16 protein-coding genes are annotated in these 18,901 nt (G+C 54.8%); 5 read left to right on the top strand and 11 right to left on the bottom strand.

The window, feature by feature from the left end; all coding sequences use genetic code 11:
- Window positions 1-14: 14 nt before the first annotated feature.
- From ftsL to mraZ, 3 genes are read right to left on the bottom strand one after another with little or no spacing between them, the layout of a single operon-like run.
- Window positions 15-335: a cell division protein FtsL gene (gene ftsL, locus SPL01S_RS07835; RefSeq protein ID WP_062869623.1), complete on the bottom strand. Its 321-nt coding sequence runs from the start codon at window positions 333-335 to the stop codon at window positions 15-17.
- Window positions 332-1,273, bottom strand: a complete 942-nt coding sequence (gene rsmH, locus SPL01S_RS07830; RefSeq protein WP_004950130.1) for a 16S rRNA (cytosine(1402)-N(4))-methyltransferase RsmH — start codon at window positions 1,271-1,273, stop codon at window positions 332-334. Before rsmH ends, ftsL begins: the two co-directional genes overlap by 4 nt.
- Window positions 1,274-1,275: 2 nt before the next feature.
- Window positions 1,276-1,734 carry a division/cell wall cluster transcriptional repressor MraZ gene (gene mraZ / locus SPL01S_RS07825; protein ID WP_004950128.1) on the bottom strand — a complete coding sequence of 153 codons (459 nt, stop codon included), beginning with the start codon at window positions 1,732-1,734 and terminating at the stop codon, window positions 1,276-1,278.
- Window positions 1,735-2,605: 871 nt separating this feature from the next.
- On the opposite strand from mraZ, the gene SPL01S_RS07820 reads away from it, so the two are divergent.
- Window positions 2,606-3,046, top strand: a complete 441-nt coding sequence (locus SPL01S_RS07820; RefSeq protein WP_063198696.1) for an L-alanine exporter AlaE — start codon at window positions 2,606-2,608, stop codon at window positions 3,044-3,046.
- 47 nt (window positions 3,047-3,093) lie between these two features.
- Here SPL01S_RS07820 and cra read toward each other — a convergent pair whose 3' ends face one another.
- The 5 genes from cra to leuO all read right to left on the bottom strand — a co-directional run bounded on the left by cra (window position 3,094) and on the right by leuO (window position 10,065).
- The gene (cra, locus tag SPL01S_RS07815) at window positions 3,094-4,098 is read right to left on the bottom strand and encodes a catabolite repressor/activator (RefSeq protein ID WP_004950124.1); all 1,005 of its coding nucleotides are present in this window, start codon (window positions 4,096-4,098) and stop codon (window positions 3,094-3,096) included.
- 216 nt (window positions 4,099-4,314) lie between these two features.
- A complete protein-coding gene (gene ilvN, locus SPL01S_RS07810) occupies window positions 4,315-4,806 on the bottom strand; it encodes an acetolactate synthase small subunit (protein WP_004950121.1) in 492 nt (163 codons plus the stop codon).
- Between the two features lie 2 nt (window positions 4,807-4,808).
- Complete coding sequence (gene ilvI, locus SPL01S_RS07805) at window positions 4,809-6,527, bottom strand: acetolactate synthase 3 large subunit (protein ID WP_004950120.1); 1,719 nt, start codon at window positions 6,525-6,527, stop codon at window positions 4,809-4,811.
- A gap of 316 nt (window positions 6,528-6,843) precedes the next feature.
- Window positions 6,844-8,652 (bottom strand): AMP-dependent synthetase/ligase, encoded by a 1,809-nt coding sequence (locus tag SPL01S_RS07800; protein WP_062869621.1) that lies wholly within the window; start codon window positions 8,650-8,652, stop codon window positions 6,844-6,846.
- A gap of 465 nt (window positions 8,653-9,117) precedes the next feature.
- On the bottom strand, window positions 9,118-10,065 hold the full coding sequence (gene leuO, locus SPL01S_RS07795; RefSeq protein WP_062869620.1) for a transcriptional regulator LeuO: 948 nt from the start codon (window positions 10,063-10,065) through the stop codon (window positions 9,118-9,120).
- Between the two features lie 877 nt (window positions 10,066-10,942).
- On the opposite strand from leuO, the gene leuA reads away from it, so the two are divergent.
- The 4 genes from leuA to leuD are packed head-to-tail and all read left to right on the top strand — an operon-like array spanning window position 10,943 to window position 15,627.
- A complete protein-coding gene (gene leuA / locus SPL01S_RS07790; protein ID WP_004950113.1) occupies window positions 10,943-12,517 on the top strand; it encodes a 2-isopropylmalate synthase in 1,575 nt (524 codons plus the stop codon).
- 2 nt (window positions 12,518-12,519) lie between these two features.
- Window positions 12,520-13,611 (top strand): 3-isopropylmalate dehydrogenase, encoded by a 1,092-nt coding sequence (leuB, locus tag SPL01S_RS07785; protein ID WP_004950110.1) that lies wholly within the window; start codon window positions 12,520-12,522, stop codon window positions 13,609-13,611.
- Window position 13,612: 1 nt separating this feature from the next.
- On the top strand, window positions 13,613-15,013 hold the full coding sequence (gene leuC / locus SPL01S_RS07780) for a 3-isopropylmalate dehydratase large subunit (protein WP_004950109.1): 1,401 nt from the start codon (window positions 13,613-13,615) through the stop codon (window positions 15,011-15,013).
- Window positions 15,014-15,024: 11 nt separating this feature from the next.
- Entirely contained in the window at window positions 15,025-15,627 is a 603-nt protein-coding gene (gene leuD / locus SPL01S_RS07775; RefSeq protein WP_004950106.1) for a 3-isopropylmalate dehydratase small subunit, read from the top strand.
- Window positions 15,628-15,690: 63 nt separating this feature from the next.
- On the opposite strand, the gene SPL01S_RS07770 is transcribed toward leuD, so the two are convergent.
- From SPL01S_RS07770 to sgrT, 3 genes are all read right to left on the bottom strand, one after another.
- The gene (locus SPL01S_RS07770; protein ID WP_006323576.1) at window positions 15,691-17,163 is read right to left on the bottom strand and encodes a DASS family sodium-coupled anion symporter; all 1,473 of its coding nucleotides are present in this window, start codon (window positions 17,161-17,163) and stop codon (window positions 15,691-15,693) included.
- 142 nt (window positions 17,164-17,305) lie between these two features.
- Window positions 17,306-18,511, bottom strand: coding sequence for a sugar efflux transporter (locus SPL01S_RS07765; protein ID WP_063198694.1), 1,206 nt, complete (start codon window positions 18,509-18,511; stop codon window positions 17,306-17,308).
- A gap of 158 nt (window positions 18,512-18,669) precedes the next feature.
- A complete protein-coding gene (gene sgrT, locus SPL01S_RS24460; protein WP_006317577.1) occupies window positions 18,670-18,846 on the bottom strand; it encodes a glucose uptake inhibitor SgrT in 177 nt (58 codons plus the stop codon).
- Window positions 18,847-18,901 lie beyond the last annotated feature (55 nt).

The raw sequence follows: 18,901 nt of genomic DNA, 5'->3' as shown, positions 1-18,901 counted from the left end.
TTCAGTTAAACTGTTCATTGTTTAACGATGATATTTTCCTGCGATGGATCAACATGTTGCATCTGCAGTTTTTCGGTGGCGATACGCTCGACCCGGCTGTGGTCGCCGAGGGCGTTCTCCTCCAAAATCAGGTTGCGCCATTCAATATCCAGAGCATCCCGCTCAAGCACCAACTGCTCGCGCTCAGCGGTCAGCAGGCGGGTACGGTGTGCGGTAGTCACCACAAAAATCGCAGAAATCAGTGAAGCGATCAGTAAAATCAATGGGATCTTGGCGTTACGCAGCAGATCGCCGCCAATCACCCCAACCAAACCGTGGCGTTCATTACCAATCACGCAGGCATCCTCTCGGCAATGCGCAGCACTGAACTGCGCGCGCGTGGGTTTTCCGCCACTTCATCTTGCGAAGGCATCATCTTGCCCAACGCTTTCAGCGTGCGCCCGCCCATGCCGCGCAGTTGCTCTTCAGTCAGCGGCAGGCCTGCCGGTACCTGAGCACCGCGGCTATGGTGGCGCATAAAGCGTTTAACGATACGATCTTCCAACGAGTGGAAACTGATGATCGACAGGCGGCCCTGCGGGGCCAGCACTTCCAGCGCGCCGTCCAGCGCACGCTCAATCTCTTCCAGTTCACTGTTGATATAGATACGAATGGCCTGGAAACTGCGCGTTGCCGGGTGCTTGTGTTTTTCCCGGAACGGGCTGGCATTGGCGATCAGGTCAGCCAGCTCTTTGGTGCGCGTCATCGGTTCGACACGGTTTCTTTCCACGATGGCGCGGGCAATGCGCTTGGCGAAACGCTCCTCACCGAAGGTTTTCAGCACCCAGGCAATGTCGTCCGCTTCCGCTTTCAACAACCATTCAGAGGCGGACTGGCCGCTTGATGGGTCCATACGCATATCCAGTGGGCCGTCACGCATGAAAGAGAAACCGCGTTCTGCGTCATCCAACTGCGGCGAAGAAACGCCCAAATCGAGTAAGACGCCATCAATCTGCCCCACCAATTCGCGTTCCCGCACGTAGTGTGACAAATCAGAAAATGGGCCGTGTACGATGGTAAAACGAGGATCTTCAATAGATTTGGCGGCTGCAATCGCCTGTGGATCGCGGTCAATTGCCAGCAAACGTCCTTCCGGCCCCAGTTGGGACAGAATCAGACGAGAATGGCCACCGCGACCAAAAGTACCGTCGATATATATGCCGTTACTGCGAATATTGAGGCCATTGACCGCCTCATCCAACAGTACGGTGGTGTGTTTATAGTTTTCCAACATGCTTATAGCGACAAGTCCTGTAGCCGCTCAGACAACGGTTCCTGAGTCGACTGTTCTGCGTCAATATCATCCTTGACTTGTTGATACCAGGTCTGTTCATCCCACAGTTCAAACTTGTTGAACTGCCCGACCAGCATCACTTCTTTTGTAAGCCCGGCGTGTTGACGCAGCGTAGTAGCTAGCAACAACCGACCGGCGCTGTCCATCTGACACTCACTGGCATGCCCCAACAATAAGCGCTGAACGCGGCGCTCTGCGGGATTCATACTCGACAGACGGGATAATTTTTGTTCAATAATTTCCCATTCGGGCAATGGGTAAAGCAGCAGGCAGGACTGATGGAGGTCAATGGTACAGACCATTTGGCCTTGCGATTGCTCGTTCAGCAAATCCCGATAACGGGTGGGTACGGCAAGCCGCCCTTTGCTGTCGAGATTAACCATCGTTGCCCCACGGAACATTCCTGAGCTACCCCTTCATGACCGTTTTCACCACTTTACACCACAAATTCCCACATAAGGGAGTTTACGGAGGGTATGAAAACCTTGTCAAGCCAGAGCGGCGGCGCTTTGGCAATATTTCTCCCGTCATTTTGGGAGCTGACTCGCGAAAGGAACGCTATTTATTCGATGAGTTAAAATTAACATCATGATAAACGGGGATAATTTTCTGAGCGGAAAGAGGGTGATTAAAAACCTGACAAATTGGCGATTAATTAACTCATTACTTCCTTCTGCAATCGATGTCTCATTTTTTAGCTCGGCAATCACAACCCTGTAACCCGCCGTAACCCGCACCGGTCAAGGCTCGCCGTTAACTCCGGTCATTGGTGAAATACGGTATAAGCCATTGAGTTAATAACGCTCAACGGTTATTGCACTTCAGGTCGGGCGCTATTTTACTTCAATTAAAGCGTCAGTGATAAGCCAGATGAAAAAATAAATTACTCGGATATTACGAGTCGAGTTATTTTCGATTTAAATCAGCTTGGTAAGATTATTCTCAAAATACCTGTTTACAATTATGGTTTCATTTCCTTACATCATTTATTCCCACAATTTTTGCTGTGAAAATGCACTTTATAATGAAAAAATTCGTAACCATATGTTTTAAATCAAAAAAGTAAAAACCCTCCCGTTTTAATCCCTTCGCGCCAGATTCTACCGCTCTTCCTCAGGATAAAAATCAGCCAAGGGCAATAAATAAAAATATTCAGCTATCCAATAAAAACAAGATAGAGGAGTAAACTATAAAAAACGCAAAAACCAAGAATCAACAACCACAATTATCAAATTTAACAGAATATTAACCAACACTTAAGGAGATTGCACCATGCTTTCGCCTGTCGCTTATTGGCGCAGCGCCGCCGCCGATACTTTTGCACTGGTGGTGTACTGTTTCATCGCCGGAATGGCGATAGAAATTCTGGTTTCCGGCATGAATTTTCAGCAATCGCTCTCCTCCCGCCTGGTGTCGATCCCGGTGAATATCCTGATCGCCTGGCCCTATGGACGCTACCGCGACCTGTTTATTCGCCTTGCGAAACGCTCTCATCACGGGGAATGGTTGCTGCGTAACCTCGCCGACTTGCTGGCGTATGTCAGTTTTCAATCGCCGGTGTACGCCGCCATATTGTGGAGCGTAGGTGCAGACGGGCAGCAAATTATGACCGCGGTGGCCGGAAATGCCGTGGTCTCGATGGCGATGGGCGTGATATATGGCTACTTTCTTGAATACTGCAGAAAGCTGTTCCGGGTAACCGGCTATGTGTAAAGCGGGGAGACAGGCAGGAAACAGCGTCGCCGCCCCGCCCGTATTATTTATTTCCGGCTCAGACTGCCGCGACGGAACAGATTGCGGCGAATACGCGTCAGGCCCGGTTTAGGTTTACGCGGTTCATCCAGGCTGGCCAACACCAGTTCCAGTACCCGTTCAGCCACATCACGGTGGCGCTGCGCTACCGCCAGCACCGGGCACTCAAGAAAGTCCAGCAGCTCGTGATCACCGAAAGTGGCGATCGCCAGATCTGTCGGCAAGCGACCCCGCTGTTTCAACGTCACATCCATCACCCCCTGCAACAGAGAGAACGAAGTGGTGAACAACGCCTGCGGCATCGGATGCGTTTTCAACCATTCTGCAAACAGTACGCCGGCAGCCTCGCGTTCATAGCTGTTGGCATACAGATAATCGACAGGCCGTTCGTCGCCCTCCCACGCCTGGCGGAATCCTTGCTCACGCAGGAAACTGACGGACAGCTCAGGCAGTGCACCCAGATACAGCACCGACTCCGCCGGAAAAGTGCGAAGCTCCTGCGCCAGCGCGAAGGAATCCTCTTGGTCGGCCCCCACCACGCTGATGAAATGCTCGCGATCCAGTGCCCGGTCCAGAGCGATGATCGGTAATGGATCTTTGGCCCAGCGCTGATAGAACGGGTGCTCCGGCGGCAAAGCGGTGGAAACGATAATGGCGTCGACCTGGCGTTGCAGCAGGTGTTCGATACAGCGCATTTCGTTATCCGGCTGATCTTCCGAGCAGGCAATCAATAGCTGATAACCGCGCTGACGCGCCTGGCGCTCCAGGTAGTTGGCGATACGGGTATAGCTGGTGTTTTCCAGATCCGGTATCACCAGGCCGATAGAGCGAGTTCGTCCGGCGCGCAATCCTGCTGCGACGGCATTCGGGTGATAGTTATGCTCCCTGACCACGGCCATCACTTTTTCGACGGTTTTATCGCTGACACGATACTGCTTCGCTTTGCCGTTGATGACATAACTGGCCGTGGTGCGCGAAACGCCAGCGAGACGCGCGATTTCATCCAGTTTCACGTTAACCCCTTAATGACGCTGAAAATAGAAGTGAAAGCTATGCTCGGATTAACCATCGCATCCCGTGCGGTTATTCAATCCAGCCTCTGCGATCTAACAGCAGAAAACACTGCCGAGCAACCGCTTTTGCCGAAAGGTGCCAGCAAACAGGCAAAAAACACCGAAAAACAAAAGGCGCAGCCATGCCGCGCCCTCAGATTATGCCAATATCACGTTTCAGCGCATAATTTTATCGCCGCGCGACACGCCGACGACGCCGGAACGCGCCACCTCGACAATTTCAGCCACTTCGCGCACTGCATTAAGAAACGCATCCAGCTTGTCGCTGGTGCCGGCCAGCTGAACGGTGTAAAGCGTAGCCGTGACATCGACAATCTGCCCACGGAAAATATCGGCGCAGCGTTTCACCTCTTCACGGCCATAACCGCTGGCCTGCAACTTCACCAGCATGATCTCACGCTCGACATGTGCACCCTGCACCAGCTCGCTGACGCGCAGAACGTCCACCAGCTTATGCAGCTGCTTTTCGATCTGCTCCAGCACTTTCTCATCGCCGACGGTTTGGATGGTCATACGCGACAAGGTGGGATCGTCGGTCGGCGCTACCGTCAGGCTTTCAATGTTGTAACCACGCTGGGAGAACAGCCCCACCACACGCGACAACGCGCCGGATTCGTTTTCCAGCAATACAGATAAAATACGCCGCATGATCAGGTCCTCTCCGTTTTGCTTAACCACATTTCGTCCATGCTTCCGCCGCGGATCTGCATTGGGTAAACATGTTCGGTCTCATCGACGGTGACATCGACAAACACCAGTCGTTCTTTCTCGGCCAACGCCTGCGCCAGTTTGCTTTCCAGTTCATCCGGCGTGCGAATGGCGATGCCTACGTGACCGTAAGCCTCCGCCAGTTTGACGAAATCAGGCAGGGAATCCATATAAGACTGCGAATGGCGACCGGAGTAGATCATGTCCTGCCACTGCTTCACCATGCCCAGATAGCGGTTGTTGAGGTTCACCACTATCACCGGCAGGTTGTATTGCAACGCGGTGGAAAGCTCCTGAATGTTCATCTGGATACTGCCATCGCCGGTTACGCACACCACGGTCTCATCAGGCAACGCCAGCTTCACGCCCAGCGCAGCCGGCAGGCCGAAGCCCATGGTGCCCAGCCCACCGGAGTTGATCCAGCGGCGCGGCTTGTCGAACGGGTAGTAGAGCGCGGCGAACATCTGGTGCTGGCCCACATCGGAGGTGACGTAAGCATCCCCCTTGGTCAAACGATGCAGGGTTTCGATCACTGCCTGTGGTTTGATGGTACCGCTGTTTTTGTCATAGCCCAGACAGTCGCGCGCGCGCCACTGTTCAATGGACTGCCACCAGTCGCGCAACGCATCGAAGTCCTGCGCCTTATCGTCCTGCGCCAACAGTTCCAACATCTGGGTCAGCACCTGTTTGGCATCGCCCACGATCGGAATATCGGCATCGACCGTCTTGGAGATCGAGGTGGGATCAATATCGATATGCAGTACGGTGGCATCCGGGCAGTATTTTGCCAGGTTGTTGGTCGTGCGATCGTCAAAACGCACGCCGACGGCGAAAATCACGTCGGAATGGTGCATGGTTTTATTGGCTTCGTAAGTGCCGTGCATGCCGAGCATGCCGACGCTCTGGCGGTGCGTACCGGGGAAGGCGCCCAGCCCCATCAGGGTGCAGGTCACCGGCAGATTCAGCTTTTCCGCCAGTTCCAGCAGTTCTGCATCGCAGGCCGAGTTGATCGCCCCGCCGCCAACGTACATAACCGGTTTTTTAGCCGCCAAAATGGTTTGCAGCGCGCGCTTTATCTGCCCGCGGTGGCCCTGCACCGTTGGGTTATAGGAGCGCATGCTCACTTCCTGCGGATAGGCGTAAGGCATTCTGACCGCCGGGCCAACGATATCTTTCGGCAGGTCGATCACGACCGGGCCAGGACGGCCGGTTGAGGCCAGATAAAAGGCTTTTTTCAAGATGCCGGGGATATCCTCGGTGCGCTTCACCAGGAAACTGTGCTTCACCACCGGACGAGAAATCCCGACCATGTCGCACTCCTGGAAGGCGTCATAGCCAATCAGCGAGCTTGGAACCTGGCCGGAAAGCACCACCATCGGGATCGAGTCCATATAGGCGGTCGCAATGCCGGTAATCGCATTGGTCGCGCCGGGGCCGGAAGTCACCAGCACCACGCCGACCTCACCGGTAGCGCGCGCATAGCCATCGGCCATATGCACCGCACCCTGCTCATGACGCACCAATATGTGATCGATTCCTCCGACCGTATGCAGGGCGTCGTAGATATCGAGTACCGCCCCGCCCGGATATCCGAATACATGCTTAACGCCCTGATCGATCAACGATCGGACGACCATCTCGGCTCCTGACAACATCTCCATGGGTTTGCCTCCAGGCTTACTTATTCTTGTCTGGCGCCGGAACGTAGCGCCTGTTGTGGGGCAATGCCCCAAAATTTTTGTGTATTGATTCTAACTGGCTAACATAACGTCAGAGTATTGAGCAGGCAAACGACAAAAAGACTCAGAAACAGAGTGGTTATTGCCATGCGACTGAGGATCGGGGGTTTACAAAAACAATGCACTAGCCGCTGGAGGATCGGGCTAGGCATTGTTTCGAGCAGATAGGGAATTACAGAACTATATCAGGCAATAATTATGCTGTTTTTTTAGCCGGCCGTACTGCCCGGCGGCATCCTTATGCCTGATCCTGGTACATCGAGTCAATTTCATGCTGGTAGCGCTGTAGAATCACCTTCCGGCGCAGCTTCAGCGTGGGGGTAAGTTCACCCAACTCCATCGAAAAGGCCGCCGGCAGCAGGGTAAACTTTTTCACCTGCTCAAAGCGCGCCAGCTCTTTTTGCATGTCGCGCAGACGGCTCTCGAACATTTCTATAATGTGGCTATTACGCAGCAGCTCAAGCCGATCCTGGTATTTCAGGTTAATGGATTTCGCATACTCTTCCAGCGACTCAAAGCTGGGTACGATCAGGGCCGAAACGAATTTACGCGCATCGGCGATGATCGCCACCTGCTCGATAAAACGATCCTGAGCCAGCGTGCCTTCAAGCATCTGCGGGGCAATATATTTGCCGCCGGAGGTTTTCATCAAATCCTTCAGTCGCTCGGTAATGAACAGGTTACCCGCCTCGTCAATCGCGCCGGCGTCACCGGTTTTCAGCCAGCCATCCCCGGTAAAAGAAGCGGCGGTTTCCAGCGGCTTATTGAAATAGCCACGCATCACGACGGGGCCACGTACCTGAATCTCGTTTTCCTCGCCAATACGCACCTCAACCCCCGGCAACGGCTTGCCGATAGAGCCAAAGCGGAAATTCCCCTCTTCCCAGCAGGAGACGGTGGCGCAGGTCTCGGTCATGCCGTAACCATATTTGATATTGACGCCCATCGCCTGGAAAAACAGGATGACATTGTCGTCAAGTTTGGCCCCCGCCGCCGGCAAGAAACGCACCTTCCCACCGAGGATGCCGCGCAGCTTGCTCAGGACCAGCTTGTCGGCCCAGCGGTGGGAAAGGTTGAACAACTTACCCAGCGGCTTACCGGCGCGCTCCTGCAGGAACTTGCGTTCACCACAGACGATCGCCCAATGGAACAATGCACGACGCAGCCAGGGCGCACGCGCTACCTTTTCATGCACCGCGCTAAAGATTTTTTCGTAGAAACGGGGGACCGCGCACATCAACGTCGGGCGTACCGCCGTCATGGCTTCACGCACCCAGTCAGTATTCGGCAGATACACGTTTTGCGCGCCCGAGTGCATGATGAAGAAGCTCCAGATGCGCTCAAATACGTGTGATATCGGCAGGAAACTGAGGGAGACATCCTCTTCGTTCACCGTTAGCCGCTCGTCGTGCAAATAGAGCTGCGCGGCCAGATTACGGTAATCCAGCATCACCCCTTTTGGCTCGCCGGTAGTGCCGGAGGTGTAGATCAGAGTGAACAGATCCCGCAGATCGCAATCTGCAATACGCTCCCGCCGTTGAGGTTCAAAGGCATCAACATCGGCCCCACGCTCAAAGGCGCTCAGATGCCGGGCAATATCGCACCCGCGCAGATCGGCTGCGTCATCGAACACGATGATATGATTCAACTGCGGGCACACACCGCGCAGCGCAATGGCTGCATCCAACTGTGCCTGCTCGCCGACGAACAGGATGCGAATATCCGCATCATTAATAATAAATGCTGCCTGGGCGGGCGTGTTGGTGGCATACAAGGGTACGCTCACCGCCCGAAGTTGCAGGATAGCCAAATCCGCCAGCGACCAAGCCATGCAGTTATTGGCAAAAATCGCGATGCGCTCCTGCACTTCGGACCCCAACGCCAGCAGCGCGCTGGCGATGCGGTTAATATGGACGTCGGCCTGTCCCCAGGTCAGTTGTGTCTCGCCATCAGGAGACCATTGGCGAAAAGCTGTGCGATCGGCACGATGGGAAATTTGGTGCTGTATACGATGAGTCAGATGGTATTGCAGCAGATTATTGATCATAGCGCTCTAAGCCTGAAATGAATCAAACAGTTAACCTCGAGCAGAGCCTCTGGCCCCGAATCTCAGCTTACACGTGTTTACTTTTTTTCGCGCAGTCTACCTACTCTCAGGCAGCGGGAAAAGAGTTTTCAGCGTAGAAGTGTGAGCCAAAACGCAGGCTAGCTTCACCACACCCTCAGGTTGGACAGAGCAGCGTTGAAAAGGTTTTATGTCGGGGACAAAATGCGGCCCCTGCGGGCCGTTCATTCAAATCAGTTTAAAACACCAATAAAAATTAAAAAATCAGAATATAAATTCATGGCTATTATTTTTCATAAAATAATCATAACAGCTATAGAATAGTTATTTTATCGCAAAAAACCCAGAAACATCTTAATAAAAACCAAGATAGTTCTTAGCTTTTTATCATGCAAAAAACCTGCTCATATAAATATTATCTTTCTTCAGGGAGAGTATTCCATGGATTTACTCTGGGTTACCCGCCTCAGTCAGAACGGATTTCATCCATTGATGCCCTTTATCGCGTTCGGACGATTCGTGCCAGGAAAGATAACATGTCGCTTTATTGTCTTCCGCACACAAAGGCACCGCTTTTATCTTCAGTGAAGTGGCCTGTTGCCGTACCAGCCATGCCGGTGCGATAGCCACCATTTCCGTCTGGGAGACCATATTTAACACGCTATATAAATCGGTACACTGCTGAGTCACGGCACGCTGCATGGCTTCTTCGATATAATAAGGCTTGCTGAAAGATCCAAAGCTTTCCAGCGAGACCACGGCATGTTGCTCAAATAAAGCTTGCTCCGGTGTAAGACCCGCAGTCATTCTCGGGTGCGCCTGCGCGACGGCCAGCACCAGTTCATCGTCGAACAGCGCCAAACTGCGAAACTCCGCTGACTCAAATCGACTGTAGCCAATAACGAACTCAACATCCTGATAACGCAATTGATGCTCAATATTATTGTTAATGTATGACTTCACTTGCAAATTAAGCTGTGGGGCTATCTGTTTGACGTGGTTGATTATCTTGGCTCCCAACCGTAAGTCGAGCGGGCTGCAGAGGGATAGCGAGAAAGCCCGTATACTGGTAAAGGGTTCGAACTCTGAGCCGGGCAGTTCATTTTGTACCAATTGCAGCGCCTGACGTACCGGCCCGAATAACTGTCTGGCCCGCATCGTGGGCTGGATCCCCCGCCCGCTGCGCACAAACAGCTCATCATTGAACATCACCTTCAGGCGCGCAACCGCGTTGCTCACCGCCGGCTGCGACATCCCTAATGAAGTAGCGGCTCGCGTAATATTCTGCATTTGCATCACGGCGTCAAAAACAGTCAGCAAATTAAGATCGACGCTGCGCAAATGAATGTCCGCAGGCTCTTTAACCATGGCAATTTCTGAATCATATTCAGCCATATATCACTCCACTAAATCCTGTGTAGATAATCTTATCGCTGTGCAAGACAAACAATGTGAAGCCGTATTGTTTTATTCCCGCAAGACAAGATCAGTTATTCCTTCAATCAAACGACAGAAACCCTTGCTATACCGCCGTAGCGAGAACCGCATATGAGGTGCGTATCAGAGACTTCCACCGTTACGGGGGAAGAACGGCGCCAACACAGTACTAATAAATAGGTAGATAAAATAATGAATACTGTTTAGCAACGAAGTTTCGATTATAAGCCAAGCGATAAAAACATATCACAACCGTCTAGAATATACGTTTAGCCTATGCAAAAACGCACTATCTTGTTATCTGTCCTTTCTACCAATAAATAAATTATATATATTTAAATGAAACCATTTACAAAAAAAATGGTATGCACTTTGTCCTCCGGATGTCAGACATCTTTATCGCTTCAACGCAAATTTTAACCTAATGAGATACAGAAGCAATTGCCGCCGCATATATTCGATTAATTTATGCTAAGCAATGCGCAAAACACCCCCCGTTTTTCCACTAACCCGGCGAATTTTTGCCGAACTATCCTCTGCGACCACTTTTACCCAATTTCCTGACAAGGGGTTCGCCCTCTATTCAATCAGATGTTGACATCGCCAGGCCAATAACGTATCAAATTAGGAACGACACAATTTTAAGAGAAGCTGAACCCTCATGATCCGTACTCACCGTCTACTAAGCCTACTACTTAACGCATCTTCTTTGCGCGGTATGCTGGTGGACGGAGTTCAGAGCTGATTCAGTCCCTCACTCATAACAAACCCGCGCTACTGCGCGGGTTTTTTTTTACCCGCTTAGCGTGAAATAAACACGATAAGGAACGCCCTGATGAGCCAACAAGTCATTATTTTCGATACCACGCTGCGTGATGGTGAACAAGCTCTGCAAGCCAGTCTGAGCGTAAAAGAGAAGATTCAGATAGCCATGGCGCTGGAGAGAATGGGCGTCGACGTAATGGAAGTCGGTTTCCCGGTCTCCTCTCCGGGTGATTTTGAATCGGTGCAGACCATCGCCCGTCAGATCAAAAACAGCCGCGTATGTGGCCTGGCCCGCTGCGTGGATAATGATATCGACGTCGCCGCCGAAGCGCTGCGCGTTGCCGAGGCCTTCCGTATTCACGTGTTCCTGGCTACATCCACTCTGCACATTGAATCCAAGTTGAAGCGCTCTTTCGATGAAGTGCTGGAAATGGCGGTACGCTCGGTGAAGCGCGCCCGCAATTACACCGACGACGTGGAGTTCTCTTGCGAAGACGCTGGCCGGACGCCAATCGATAATCTGTGCCGCGTAGTGGAAGCCGCCATCAACGCCGGCGCCACCACCATCAATATCCCGGACACCGTCGGCTACACCACGCCAAACCAGTTCGGCGGCATCATCACCACCCTGTATGACCGCGTACCGAACATTGATAAAGCCATTATTTCGGTCCACTGCCACGACGATCTGGGCATGGCGGTAGGCAACTCCATCGCCGCCGTGCAGGCGGGCGCTCGTCAGGTTGAAGGCACGCTGAACGGCATCGGTGAACGCGCCGGCAATACCTCGCTGGAAGAAGTGATCATGGCGATCAAAGTGCGCCAGGACATCATGAACGTGCACACCAACATTAATCACCAGGAAATCTTCCGCACCAGCCAGTTGGTCAGCCAGCTGTGCAACATGCCGATTCCGGCCAACAAAGCGATCGTGGGTTCCAATGCCTTCGCCCACTCCTCCGGCATTCATCAGGACGGCGTGCTGAAGAACCGTGAAAACTACGAAATCATGTCGCCGCAGACCATAGGTCTGAAAGACGTGCAGTTGAACCTGACCTCCCGTTCCGGCCGCGCTGCGGTAAAACACCGCATGGAAGAGATGGGCTATAAGGAACAGGACTACAACCTGGACACCCTGTACACGGCGTTCCTGAAACTGGCCGACAAGAAAGGCCAGGTATTCGATTACGATCTGGAGGCTTTAGCCTTCATTAACAAGCAGCAGGAAGAGCCGGAGCATTACAGCCTGGGCTATTTCAGCGTGCAGTCCGGCACCAACATCATGGCCACCGCCTCGGTGAAACTGATCTGCGGCGATGAAGAAAAAGCCGAAGCGGCAACCGGCAACGGCCCGGTCGACGCGGTTTATCAGGCCATCAATCGTATTACCGACTACCCGATCGAATTAGTGAAATATCAACTGACCGCCAAAGGCCAGGGCCGCGACGCTCTGGGCCAGGTTGATATCGTGGTGTCCTACAACGGCCGCCGCTTCCACGGCGTGGGTCTGGCGACCGACATCGTGGAATCCTCCGCCAAGGCGATGGTTCACGTATTGAATAATATTTGGCGCTCCCAGCAGGTAGAAAAAGAAAAACAGCGTCTGCAGCAAAGCAAACATCAAAATAATCAGGAAACGGTGTGAACATGACGAAGACTTACCATATTGCCGTCTTGCCCGGAGACGGAATCGGCCCGGAAGTAATGGCTCAGGCGCACAAAGTGTTGGACGCCGTGCGTCAGCGCTTTGATATCCGCATCACCACCAGCGAATACGACGTCGGCGGCATTGCCATCGATCGCCACGGCAGCCCGTTGCCGCAGGCCACCCTCAGCGGGTGCGAGCAGGCCGATGCGATCCTGTTCGGCTCGGTGGGCGGCCCGAAATGGGAACACCTGCCGCCGGCAGAACAGCCTGAGCGCGGTGCATTGCTGCCGTTACGCAAGCACTTCAAACTGTTCAGCAACCTGCGTCCGGCCCGCCTGTACCAAGGGTTGGAAGAATTCTGTCCGCTGCGTGCCGACATCGCCGCCCGCGGTTTTGACATCCTGTGCGTGCGTGAGTTGACCGGCGGTATCTACTTCGGTCAACCGAAAGGCCGTGAAGGCCAGGGCATGCAGGAACGCGCTTTCGATACCGAGGTGTATCACCGCTTCGAGATCGAACGCATTGCGCGCATCGCCTTTGAGTCCGCACGCAAACGCCGTAACAAAGTGACCTCTATCGATAAGGCCAACGTGCTGCAAAGCTCCATTCTGTGGCGTGAAGTGGTGAACCAGGTTGCCAAAGACTATCCGGACGTGTCGCTGTCGCATATGTACATCGACAATGCCACCATGCAGTTGATTAAAGACCCGTCGCAGTTCGACGTGTTGCTGTGTTCCAACCTGTTCGGCGATATTTTGTCCGACGAATGCGCGATGATCACCGGTTCGATGGGCATGCTGCCTTCCGCCAGCCTGAACGAACAGGGCTTTGGTCTGTATGAGCCTGCGGGCGGTTCTGCGCCGGATATCGCGGGTAAAGGCATCGCCAACCCGATCGCCCAGATCCTGTCCGCCACCCTGTTGCTGCGTTACAGCCTGGGGGCCTCTGAGGCGGCCGACGCCATTGAGCGCGCCATCAACCAGGCGCTGGAACAAGGTTACCGCACCGCCGATCTGGCCGGTGAGGGTAAAGCCATCAGCACCGATGAAATGGGTGACATCATCGCCCGCTTTGTAGCTCAGGGGGCATAACATGTCGAAAACGTTATATCAGAAATTATACGATGCCCACGTGGTGTACGAAGCGCCGAACGAAACGCCGCTGTTGTATATCGATCGCCATCTGGTGCACGAAGTCACTTCTCCGCAGGCGTTCGACGGCCTGCGCGCCATGGGCCGCAAAGTACGCCAGCCGGGCAAGACCTTTGCCACCATGGACCACAACGTGTCCACCCAGACCAAAGACATTAACGCCAGCGGCGAGATGGCGCGCATTCAGATGCAGGAACTGATCAAGAACTGCGCTGAGTTCGGTGTTTCGCTGTATGACCTGAACCACCCGTTCCAGGGCATCGTGCACGTTATCGGCCCAGAGCAGGGCATGACGCTGCCGGGCATGACCATCGTCTGTGGCGACTCCCATACCGCCACCCACGGCGCCTTCGGTTCGTTGGCGTTTGGGATCGGCACCTCGGAAGTGGAGCACGTGCTGGCGACCCAGACCCTGAAGCAGGGCCGCGCCAAGACCATGAAAATCGAAGTGACCGGCGTCGCAGCGGAAGGCATCACCGCCAAGGACATCGTACTGGCGGTGATCGGTAAAACCGGCAGTGCCGGCGGCACCGGCCACGTGGTGGAGTTCTGTGGCAAGGCGATTGAAGCGCTGAGCATGGAAGGCCGCATGACGCTGTGCAACATGGCGATCGAAATGGGCGCCAAAGCGGGCCTGGTCGCACCGGACGACACCACCTTTGATTATCTGAAAGGCCGCCAGTTTGCGCCTACCGGCGAGAACTGGGAACAAGGCGTCGCTTACTGGCGCACGCTGAAATCCGACGACGATGCCAAATTCGACACCGTAGTAACCCTGCGCGCCGAAGACATCGCGCCACAGGTGACCTGGGGCACCAACCCTGGGCAAGTGATCGCCGTCAATCAGGCGATCCCGGCACCGGAATCCTTTAGCGATCCGGTCGAGCGCGCCTCAGCCGAGAAGGCGTTGGCCTATATGGATCTGAAGCCGGGCATTAAGCTGACTGAAGTGCCGATCGACAAAGTGTTTATCGGCTCCTGTACCAACTCACGCATCGAAGATCTGCGCGCGGCGGCGGCGATTGCCAAAGGGCGCAAAGTCGCCAACGGCGTTCAGGCCATCGTGGTGCCGGGTTCCGGCCCGGTAAAAGCGCAGGCGGAAGCCGAAGGTCTGGACAAGATCTTTATTGAAGCCGGTTTTGAATGGCGTTTGCCGGGTTGCTCCATGTGCCTGGCGATGAACAACGACCGCCTGAATCCGGGCGAACGCTGCGCATCCACCAGCAACCGTAACTTCGAAGGGCGTCAGGGCCGCGGTGGGCGCACCCACCTGGTCAGCCCGGCAATGGCCGCTGCCGCTGCCGTTGCCGGCCATTTCGCCGATATCCGTGATATTCACTAAGGGGCACTACCGTGGCTAAATTTACTCAACATACCGGTTTAGTGGTGCCTTTGGATGCGGCCAACGTCGACACCGACGCCATTATTCCAAAACAGTTTTTGCAGAAAGTCACCCGCACGGGTTTCGGCCAGCATCTGTTCAACGACTGGCGCTTTTTGGACGACGCCGGCCAGCAACCGAACCCGGAGTTCGTGCTGAACAAGCCGCGCTACAAAGGGGCCAGCATCCTGTTGGCGCGTGAGAACTTCGGCTGCGGCTCCTCACGCGAGCATGCGCCCTGGGCGCTGACCGACTACGGCTTCAAAGTGGTGATAGCGCCAAGCTTCGCCGATATCTTCTACGGCAACTCATTCAACAACCAACTGCTGCCGGTGACACTGAGCGAACAGGACGTGGATACGCTGTTCAAGCTGGTGGCTGAAAACGAAGGTACCGAGTTTGTGGTGGATCTGGAAAATCAGACGGTGAATGCCGGTGGAAAAAGCTATCCGTTCGAGATCGACAGCTTCCGCCGCCACTGCATGATCCACGGGTTGGACAGCATCGGCCTCACGCTGCAGCACGAAGCGGACATCTCCCGCTACGAGGCACAGCAGCCGGCGTTTCTGAACTGATCACCTTCTAATACCTTAAATAATTGGAGCTGCGGCAAGGCGGCAGCTCCAAGTATGACGGGGTTACCAGTAACCCAGCCACTTCCACCACGCCCCGCCGATCAGGATCCAGATCAGCAGGTTAACCACGCTCACCACAAAGCCGGTTTTCCACCATTCTCCCAGCGTCACGTAACCGGAGCCGAAGACAATAGGCGCAGTGCCGGTACCGTAATGGGTCAGCGACATCATCAGTGAAGAGGCGAACGCCAGAATCAACCCCAGCAGCGCCGGCGGTGCGCCCAATGTCATTCCGGCGGCCAGGAAGGCGGCAAACATAGCGGTAACGTGAGCGGTGGCGCTGGCGAAGAAATAATGCGAATAGAGATAGATGGCGGTTAGCAAGATAGCGCCCCCTACCCAGCTCATACCCATATGATCGATGCCGCTGCCGACGGAGTGCGACAGCCAGTCAATCAGCCCCAGCTTGCCGAGGAAACTGGCCATCATGACCAGCGCGGAGAACCACACCACCGTATCCCAGGCCCCCTTGTGCTTCAGCACGTCCTCCCAGCTCAGCACGCCGGTCGCCAGCAGCACCGCCAGGCCGATCAGCGCCGCCGTGGTCGGGTTTACCAGCCAAGCTGGGCCAAAGATCATCGCCGGAATGCCGGCCCACAACACCAGCAGCAGGGCAAACACCCCTAAAGTGATTTTCTCCGGCAGCGTCACCGGGCCCAACTCTGTGAGTTTTTCCCGCGCAAAACGCGGTGCATCCGGGGTGCTTTTAATCTCCGGCGGGTACAACAGATAGAGCACCAGCGGTATCGCCGCCAGCGAACAGAGCCCCGGCACCAGTGCGGCGAGCGCCCACATTGACCATGACAGTTCCAGGCTGCCGCCGGTGCCTTTGGCGATCAGGCTGACGATCAGAGGGTTAGACGCGGTGGCGGTAATGAACATCGCCGAACTCACCGGGTTGATATTGTAATTCACCAGCGCCAGATAACGGCCAATCTTGCCGGAACTGTTCAGTTCCGGCCGGGATCCGAAGCTGTCGGCGATCGACTTCATTATCGGATGAATAATCCCGCCGCCACGGGCGGTATTGCTCGGGGTCACCGGTGCCAAAGTGAGTTCCGCCAGCGTCAGCGCATAGGCAATGCCCAGCGTCTTTTTACCGAACAGGGAAATAAAATAGTAACCGATCCGCGAGCCCAACCCGGTTTTGTTGAGGCTAAAGGAGATCATGATCGAGAAGCCAATCAGCCAAATCAGCTGATTGGAGAAGCCGCTCAGCGCATCCTCCAGCGCCGCACCCGGCTTGCCGGGATTAGTCACCCCGGTGATGGCCACCAGCGCGATGGCCACCACCGAAACGGCGCCGATCGGCATCGCCTTGCCGATGATGGCGATGATGGTGCCGATAAACAGCGCCAGCAGATGCCAGGCGTTGGGCGCAACCCCTTCAGGAACCGGGATGACAAACCAAATTAGCAAAACGGCGGCAACGGCACACAGAGAGGGGACGGGTTTGAGCGGTGTTAGTTTGTCCATGGCATACCCAAATGGTCTAAACGGATCGGCATCTCAGCAGCAAGATGGGCAAGAGCGCCGCAATCGCGCTCCGGGTCCGTATAGCTTGGGGTTCTGGCGTAATGTTCTCAATGACATGCGTCAATGTTAATGACGTTAGCGTTTACACTTCTCGTACCCGAACACTGATCCACAGCGCCACCACCGCCAGGGCCGTCGCCAGCCAGTAAACCGCATAGTGCCCCAGGTTTTCTACCAGTGCGCCTTGCAGCACGCCGGCCAGGATCACCCCGGTGGAAATGCTGTTGGTAAACAAGGTCGTCGCCGCACCCGGCCGCCCGGGCATCAGATCCTGGAAATAGAGCATGCCGATACCGGCGATGATGCCGATAAATATGGCGTTGAACAGTTGCAAGACCATCAGCGCCAGCTTGAATTTAAACACCGCCAATCCGGCATAAAACAGGATGCCGGCCACCACGGCAAACAGCATCATATTGCGCTTGCCGAAACGTTTGACGTAATAACCGGCCAGCAGCATCGCCGGGATCTCCAGCCCGGCGGCCGTGCCCATCAACAACCCCGCAAGGTTTTCCGGCAGGCCCAGATCGGCGGTGATGTACAGCGGCATATCGATGATGTACAGGGTGTTGCAAGTCCACATCAGCATAGAGGCGATAAACAACAACCGCACATCGCGGTTTCGCCAGGCGCTGGCGGACGCTATTGGGGCCGAAGGCACACCGTCCAGCGCATCGCCCTGCTCCGCCGCTTGGGTGCGCGGCACCGAAGGCAAGGTAAACCACACCAGCAAGGCACAGATCGCGAAGGTGGCGGCGGCGATCCCAAACATCCAGGTAAAGCCGTAGTTCAACGCCAGCGTGAACGCCAGAGGTGGACCTATCACCCACGCCAGCGACAGCTGCGCACGCATGACCGAGCTGAACATTACCACTTCGCGCGCCGAACTATCGGCATACTCCCGCGCCAGCGCGAAAATCTGCGGCATGGCGGTATTGGCAATCGCCGACATCAGCACCCCGGCGGTGATCAGCGTCAGGTAGTCGCGGTTGAAGGCAAACAGCAGGCAGTTGCCGACCGCCATCAGGCAGCACACCAGGATCAGCGTACGCCGGTCACCCCGCGTATCTGAACGCTTGGCCAGCAGAAAGCTGACGACGATGCCGGCAATGGCGTTGACGGTGTAGAACAACCCCACCCAAAGCGGCCGCACCTTGACTTCGGTGGTGAGGAACAGGCTCAGCGTCGGTGCCATCAGCGCTCCGGCGATCCCGGAAAGAAAAGCAATCAGCAGGAATGCGGCAAAGATGGGATTAAAGCGGCGCGGCAACCAGTACAGTCGTTTCATATCTTCGTCCCTGCCCCTAAAGCGGAAGACAAAACCTTAGGCTACGGTGAAAAAATTGCAAGAACATCACCGCGACCAATAATAAAAAAACCAGTGGGTATGACCCCACTGGCTGGTGAACAACACCATTACTCAGAAACATTTTTGCTACCGCAACCTCAGAGGTGCTCGCGGTATTGCTTGTCTGTCATATCCTTGATATCCCACTGGGTCAGGTGAGCCAGCATCTCCAGCCGGGCTTGTTCAGGCACAAGGCCCAGCCAGTCGGCATGCTGGCGGCGCACCGCGCTGAAGTAGCGCTGATAGAACTGTTTTGACAAGAAAGCTTTCATCATTCGCCCTCCCCCTTTCATTGATGAAAATTATCGGCGTAATATGGGGAAAGATAAA

It is taken from the genome of Serratia plymuthica NBRC 102599, assembly GCF_001590925.1.
In the GTDB taxonomy this organism is placed as follows: Bacteria; Pseudomonadota; Gammaproteobacteria; order Enterobacterales; family Enterobacteriaceae; genus Serratia; species Serratia plymuthica.
The sequence above is the reverse complement of the archived record's forward strand: the minus strand, read 5'-3'. Positions and strand labels throughout refer to the sequence as shown.

Bases quoted from the DNA above. Each gene is read 5' to 3' on its own strand.
- rsmH (WP_004950130.1), bottom strand. From the start codon at position 1,273: ATGTTGGAAAACTATAAACACACCACCGTACTGTTGGATGAGGCGGTC.
- mraZ (WP_004950128.1), bottom strand. From the start codon at position 1,734: ATGTTCCGTGGGGCAACGATGGTTAATCTCGACAGCAAAGGGCGGCTT.
- SPL01S_RS07820 (WP_063198696.1), top strand. From the start codon at position 2,606: ATGCTTTCGCCTGTCGCTTATTGGCGCAGCGCCGCCGCCGATACTTTT.
- ilvN (WP_004950121.1), bottom strand. From the start codon at position 4,806: ATGCGGCGTATTTTATCTGTATTGCTGGAAAACGAATCCGGCGCGTTG.
- ilvI (WP_004950120.1), bottom strand. From the start codon at position 6,527: ATGGAGATGTTGTCAGGAGCCGAGATGGTCGTCCGATCGTTGATCGAT.
- SPL01S_RS07800 (WP_062869621.1), bottom strand. From the start codon at position 8,652: ATGATCAATAATCTGCTGCAATACCATCTGACTCATCGTATACAGCAC.
- leuO (WP_062869620.1), bottom strand. From the start codon at position 10,065: ATGGCTGAATATGATTCAGAAATTGCCATGGTTAAAGAGCCTGCGGAC.
- leuA (WP_004950113.1), top strand. From the start codon at position 10,943: ATGAGCCAACAAGTCATTATTTTCGATACCACGCTGCGTGATGGTGAA.
- leuB (WP_004950110.1), top strand. From the start codon at position 12,520: ATGACGAAGACTTACCATATTGCCGTCTTGCCCGGAGACGGAATCGGC.
- leuC (WP_004950109.1), top strand. From the start codon at position 13,613: ATGTCGAAAACGTTATATCAGAAATTATACGATGCCCACGTGGTGTAC.
- SPL01S_RS07770 (WP_006323576.1), bottom strand. From the start codon at position 17,163: ATGGACAAACTAACACCGCTCAAACCCGTCCCCTCTCTGTGTGCCGTT.
- SPL01S_RS07765 (WP_063198694.1), bottom strand. From the start codon at position 18,511: ATGAAACGACTGTACTGGTTGCCGCGCCGCTTTAATCCCATCTTTGCC.
- sgrT (WP_006317577.1), bottom strand. From the start codon at position 18,846: ATGATGAAAGCTTTCTTGTCAAAACAGTTCTATCAGCGCTACTTCAGC.